Origin of the sequence: Curtobacterium sp. 260, from assembly GCF_030803485.1 — a bacterium.
Taxonomy (GTDB): Bacteria; Actinomycetota; Actinomycetes; order Actinomycetales; family Microbacteriaceae; genus Curtobacterium.
Window position 1 is genome coordinate 52,003 of record NZ_JAURUY010000015.1, and the last position, 6,376, is coordinate 58,378.

Annotated in this window: 4 protein-coding genes; all 4 read right to left on the minus strand. The window is 72.7% G+C overall.

Going from position 1 to position 6,376, the window contains the following annotated elements:
• Positions 1-3 precede the first annotated feature (3 nt).
• Complete coding sequence (locus J2X59_RS14140; protein ID WP_326497097.1) at positions 4-3,078, minus strand: FtsK/SpoIIIE family DNA translocase; 3,075 nt, start codon at positions 3,076-3,078, stop codon at positions 4-6.
• Positions 3,079-3,146: 68 nt separating this feature from the next.
• Positions 3,147-4,394 carry an ABC transporter permease gene (locus J2X59_RS14145; RefSeq protein WP_066653280.1) on the minus strand — a complete coding sequence of 416 codons (1,248 nt, stop codon included), beginning with the start codon at positions 4,392-4,394 and terminating at the stop codon, positions 3,147-3,149.
• Complete coding sequence (locus J2X59_RS14150; RefSeq protein ID WP_326497098.1) at positions 4,391-5,134, minus strand: ABC transporter ATP-binding protein; 744 nt, start codon at positions 5,132-5,134, stop codon at positions 4,391-4,393. Before J2X59_RS14150 ends, J2X59_RS14145 begins: the two co-directional genes overlap by 4 nt.
• Entirely contained in the window at positions 5,131-6,150 is a 1,020-nt protein-coding gene (locus tag J2X59_RS14155) for an efflux RND transporter periplasmic adaptor subunit (protein WP_326497099.1), read from the minus strand. Before J2X59_RS14155 ends, J2X59_RS14150 begins: the two co-directional genes overlap by 4 nt.
• Between the last annotated feature and the right edge of the window lie 226 nt (positions 6,151-6,376).

Sequence of the window (6,376 nt, forward strand, 5' to 3'; positions counted from 1 at the left end):
TGCTCACTCCCTGCCCGTCAGTCCCCATGCGTCCTCGTCCGGTCCGTCGTCCTCGACCTCAGGGTACCCGCGGGTCATGTCCGCCACCGGGTCCGAGCCGTACCGGTCGTCGTCCTGACCACCGGCACCCGCCCCTGCGGGTCCGGCAGGAGCCCCGGAGCCGGCCGCGGCCGGAGCCGAGCCGGTTCCGTCGACGGAGGTCGTGCCTCCCGGCCGGACCGACGGCGGTCCGTCGGCAGCCGGAGCAGCCGGCGGCTCCTCGCCCCGGAGCTTCGCGAGCACGCCCGGGAGCTGGTCGGGCGTGACGAGCACGTCGCGGGCCTTCGACCCCTCGGACGGCCCCACGATGTCGCGCGACTCCATGAGGTCCATCAGTCGGCCCGCCTTCGCGAAGCCGACGCGGAGCTTGCGCTGCAGCATCGAGGTCGAGCCGAACTGGGTCGAGACGACCTGTTCGACCGCGGCGAGCAGGAGCTCGAGGTCGTCGCCGATGTCGGCGTCGATCTCCTTGCGCTCCACCACGGCCTGGACGTCCTGCCGGTACTCGGGCCGTGCCTGGCGCGTGACGTGCGCGACGACCTCGGCGACCTCGCTCTCCTGCACCCAGGCACCCTGCACACGGACGGCCTTCGACGAGCCCATCGGCAGGAAGAGCCCGTCACCCTGCCCGATGAGCTTGTCGGCGCCCGGTTGGTCGAGGATGACCCGCGAGTCGGTGACGCTCGTGACCGCGAAGGCCACGCGCGACGGGACGTTCGCCTTGATGAGACCGGTGATGACGTCGACCGAGGGCCGCTGCGTCGCGAGCACCAGGTGGATGCCGGCGGCACGGGCGAGCTGGGTGATCCGGACGATCGACTCCTCGACGTCCCGAGGGGCGACGAGCATGAGGTCCGCGAGCTCGTCGACCACGACGAGCAGGTACGGGTACGGCTTGAGCTTCCGCTCGCTGCCGGCGGGCAGGACGATCTCGTCGTTCTGCACGGCCTTGTTGAAGTCGTCGACGTGCCGGAACCCGAACGACGCCAGGTCGTCGTACCGCATGTCCATCTCCTTCACGACCCACTGGAGCGCCTCGGCGGCCTTCTTGGGGTTCGTGATGATGGGGGTGATGAGGTGTGGGACCCCGGCGTAGATCGAGAGCTCGACGCGCTTCGGGTCGACGAGGACCATGCGGACCTCGGACGGCTTCGCGCGCATCAGCAGCGAGGTGATCATCGAGTTGATGAACACCGACTTGCCGGAGCCCGTGGAGCCGGCGACGAGCAGGTGCGGCATCTTCGCCAGGTTCGCGACGACGAAGCCGCCCTCGACGTCCTTACCGACGCCGATCGTCATCGGGTGCTTCGACTTCGTGGCCGCGCCGGAGCGCAGGACGTCACCGAGCGAGACGATCTCGCGGTCCGTGTTCGGGATCTCGACGCCGATCGCGCTCTTGCCCGGGATCGGCGACAGGATGCGGACCTCGTTCGACGCGACGGCGTACGACAGGTTCTTCGACAGCGCCGTGACGCGCTCGACCTTCACACCGGGACCGAGCTCGATCTCGTAGCGCGTGACCGTCGGTCCGCGCGAGAACCCCGTGACCTTCGCGTCCACCTTGAACTCGGTGAGCACGCCGGTGATCGCCGCCACGATGTCGTCGTTCGCCTGGCTGCGGGCGACCGAGGGGGTGCCGGCGCTGAGGGTGGTGGCTGCGGGCAGGCGGTACGGGGCTGCCGGGTCCTCGTCGGCGGCGGTCGCGGCGGGCAGGCCGTCGTCGGCGGCCTCGGGCTCGGGCGCCGTCGGCGAGACCACCGGGGAGACTCCGGCGTCGGGCCGGGCGACCACCGCGGGCTGCTCGGGCACCGGGGTGCCGAAGTCGCGGAGGGCCTGCTCGGCGACGGCGAGGTCCTGCTCGACCTCCTGTGCGCCGTGCACGTCGTCGTGCTCGACCGAGTCGTTGAGGTTCACCGAGGCGGGCACCGCGGGCGTGTGGTCCACGAGTCCGGCGGCCGCGCCCGCTGCCGCTGCCGGAGCAGCGGCACCGGCAGCGGCACCGGCAGCCGTACCGGCAGCCGTACCGGCACCACCGGCACCGGTTCCGCGGTCGGGCACGGCCTGCGTCGCCGACGCGGGCAGCACGGGACTGTCGTACGCCGGGTCCTCCTCGCGCCCGGACTTGTTCCGGCGCCACCACGGGACGGTGCTCTCGGCGTCCTCGCTGCCGGCAGCCTGCTCGTCCTCGAATCCGAGGTCCTCGAACAGCGGGAAGTCGGTCTGGTCCTTCGTGCGGCGCTTCGACGTCCGTGCTCGGGGCGCGGCCGGAGCGGCGTCCGCCTCGGTGGCGGGTTCGTCCTCGGCCACGGGGGCCGGCGCACCGAACAGGTACGCGTACAGCTCGTGGAGCCGGCGACCGGTCTTGTTCGGCGGGGTCTTCGTGATGATGAACAGCGACAGCACGAGCAGCACCACCGCGACCGGCACCGCGACCCACACGGTGGCGACCGCGACGAGCCAGCTGATCACCACCCAGCCGAGGACACCACCGGCGGCGGCCAGGGCGACCATGCCGTCGGACGCGCTCGGCTGCCCGCCGAACACGTGGCAGAGCGACGCGATGGAGACGAGCATCAGCCCGAGACCGATGCCGATCCGGGTGTTGTCGTGCACCGACGCCGGGTGGCGGAAGAGCCATCCGGCGAAGACGATCATGATGACGGGCAGTGCGACCGCCAGTCGCCCGAAGAGCCCGCCGAACGTGTAGGCGTCGAGCGTGACGGACACCGGGTTCGTGGGGTTGAGCCACTCGACGACACCGCCCGCGAGCGCGAGCACGAACAGGAGGAACGGGAAACCGTCACGTCGTTCGTCCTTGGCGAGGGTCTCCTTGCCGAGCAGCCGGAACAGTGCTCCGACGCCGTGCGCCATCGCGAGCCATGCGGTCACGACGGGGTTCTGCTCGCGGAACACCGGGGTGGGTGCCGCCTGCGGCAGCTTCTTCGTCGTGGCCTGCGTGCGCGACGTACCGCGCGACCCGCTCCCGCGGGACGACGTGGACGCGCGCGAGCGCGTGGTCGACTTGGTGCCTCCGGCCATGCGACGGAGCCTAATCCCCGCTCGGGACATTCCGTGGATGCCCCGCCGCGACCGGACGCCCTCCGCGCTCAGTACCGGATCGCGTCGATGACCTTGACCCGGACCGCCACGATCGCGGGCAGGAACCCGGCGAGCGCCCCGACGAGCAGCGCCGAGCCGACACCGATCAGCGCCGCCTCGACCGGGAACGGCGCTCCCCCGACGTCGACCCCGCTCGTGATGAGCCCCCGGACGGTCTCGTTCCCGAGCACCGCCGCGCCGACCATGACGCCGATCCCGCCGGCGACCAGCGTCCCCAGCACGTTCTCGAGCAGCACGGCAACGAAGATGCGTCCGGCGGTCGCACCGACCCCGCGTCGGATGCCGATCTCGCGGATCCGCTGCCGGACGCTCACCAGCGACACGTTGAGCAGCCCGAGCCCGCCGAGCACCAGGACGAGGACGGCGACCCCGGCGATCACCCAGCGCAGCGCACCGAGCGGGTCGCCGTCGACCGAGCCAGCCGCGTCGGAGCGGTTCGCGTCGACGGTCCACCCGGGGCCGAGCGCCCGCTCGGCGTCCGATGCGATCCGTCCGGCGACCGCCTTCCCGTCGCTCTCCGGTACCCACACCTCGAACAGCCGCTGCGAACCGTCGTCGGGTGCGGCCTCCGCGCTCGACGTCGCGACCGACCGCGCCAGCTGGTAGAACATCGGCTCGGTGTCGTACTCCGAGGACACGTACCGGCCGATCACGACCGCGGTGACGTCGGGCGTCCCTGGCAGGCGCACGACCGGGTGCGTGACGACGTCCGGGCTGCCGAGACGGTCGAGGAACGCCTGGTTGACGACGAGCGCCGGCGCGAGTCGGTCCCGGTCGTCCTCGGTGAACCACGCGCCGTCGTCGACGCGGACGCGGTGCATCTCGGCGTACGCGGGGTCGACGGTGACGCCCTGGGCCAGGGTGACCCCGTCGGGGAACTGCACGGGGCGCTGCGTCCACGACGCCTCGGTCGAGAACCGGACGTGGTAGCGCTCGGCGCCGGCGCGGAGCTCCCGGTCGAGCGCCGCGGCGTCGGCCGCGGCAGCGGCACCCGTGCCGTCCCCCGTGGCCGAGGACGAGCCGGTGACCTGGTAGGTCGCCGGCCGTCCGCCGTACTGCTCGTTGAAGGCGGCGGTCACCCGCTCGGCGAGCGACCCGAACCCGACGACGACCGCGAGCGACGCCACCGCGATCGTGACCCCGATCAGGCTGAGCACGACCCGGCCGCGGTGCACGCGGAGCTCCTGCCAGGACTCGACGAACGTCCCGACGACGGTGGTGAGGAGCCGGTTCACGCCGCCACCCCCGGCCCCTCGACGGAAGCGGACGCGGACGCGGACCCGGTAGCGGACGCTGCCGTGTCGACGACGAGCCCGTGGTCGATCCGGTGGACGACGTCCGCCCGTGCTGCGACCGCGGTGTCGTGGGTGATGGTGACGAGCGCCGCGCCGGTCTCGGCCGCGACGGTCTCGAGCAGCTCCATGACCACGCGGCCGGTGTCGACGTCGAGTGCACCGGTCGGCTCGTCGGCCAGGATGAGCCGCGGCGACCGGACGAGTGCCCGGGCGATGGCGACGCGCTGCTGCTCCCCGCCGGAGAGCCGGTGCGGCTGCGTGTCGGCACGGTCGGCGAGGCCCACCCGGTCGAGCATCTCCAGTGCCAGGCGACGACGGGACCAGAACGCCCGGCCGGTCGCGTAGAGCAACGGGACCTCGACGTTCTCGACCGCGGTGCGACCCTGCAGCAGGTTGAACTGCTGGAAGACGAAGCCGACGTCCGCGCCGCGCACCCGGTCGCGTCGGACCGAGCCGGCACGGCCGACGTCCCGCCCGTCGAACTCGTGCAGCCCCTCGGTCGGGGTGTCGAGCAGGCCGAGGACGTTGAGCAGCGTCGACTTGCCCGAACCCGAGCGGCCGACGATGGCGACGCGGCTGTCCGCCTCGACGTCGAGGTCGACACCGCGCAGGATCTCCAGCGTGGTGCCGTCGGGGAGCGGGACGGACTTCCGGAGGTCGCGGACGTGCACGAGGCTCATCCGGTCACCACCGCGCCGTCCTCGGCGAACTCGTCCTCGGGCTGCGCCTCCTTGCCGGGGACGAACTGCAGGACGGTCTCGCCCTCGGTCAGCCCGTCACGCACCTCGACCGTCTCGCCGTCGTTGAGGCCGAGGGCGACCTCGCGCTCGGAGCGCTTCCCGTCGTCGTCGACGACGGTGACGACGCCGCGCTGCGCGGTCCCCTGCACGGCGGTCGTCGGGAGCGTCAGCACGCCCTCGGCCGATCCCGCGGACACGGCGACCGTGACCTCGAGCCCCGGGAACACGGTGACGTCCCCGGGGACGTCGCACCGCAGCTGCGTCGCACCGTCGGCACCCGAGGAGCCCCCGCCACCGTCCGCACCGTCGGCACCCGCGTCCGACGGGTCGCCCGCCGCCGAGGCGGACGCGGAGCTGAGCGCGAGGTTCGTGCAGGTGAAGGGCGCCGGCCCGTCCGTGATCGTCACGGTCGCCTCGGAGGGGCGCGAGGTGAGTCGGTAGAGCTGCGCGGCCTCGAGCGTCGCGGTCACACGGAACGACTCCGGGGCGACCCGGGCGACGGTGTCACCGATCGCGACGGGCTGCTTCGCCACCAGGTCGAGTCCGGACACCGTGCCGGACGACGAGGCGACGACGGTCGCGAAGGTCACGGACGCCGGCGACGGCTCGCCGTCCTCGGTCGTGCCCTCCGCCGGGGTCTCGACCCGCAGGTCGATGATCGGCGCGCCCTGCTCGACGTGCGTGCCGTTCGTCACGAAGACCCGGTTGACGGTGCCCTCGGCGGTGGAACGCACCGGCGTCGCAGCGACGGACTCGACGTGACCGGTCGCCTCGACGTCGTTGACGACGTCCCCCGTCTCGACGGTGACGGTCGGGTCCTCCAGCTGCGCCGTCGGGGTCGTCTCCTCGCCCTCGGGCTGCGCCGCGAAGAAGGCGAGGCGGACGAGGGACACCGCGATGGCGGCGAACACGAGGAACTTCAGGCCGGGCCACACCCAGCGACGCAGGACGGTCACCCTGGGACGGTATTGGCTGACATACCGAGGGAGCATCAGCCTGTGGGATGACGCAGGTCGGCCACCCGGCCGGTCGCGCGGTGGACGCCTGTCCCCACCACGGGGTGCAACGCGGCCGGGAGGCACGGCGAGCGTTCCCGGGGAACGCTCGCCGTGCCTCCCCGCCGGCTGCGGCGCGTCTGCCTACCCCACGGAGTCCACCGGGCCGATAATCGGGCGGCGGCGG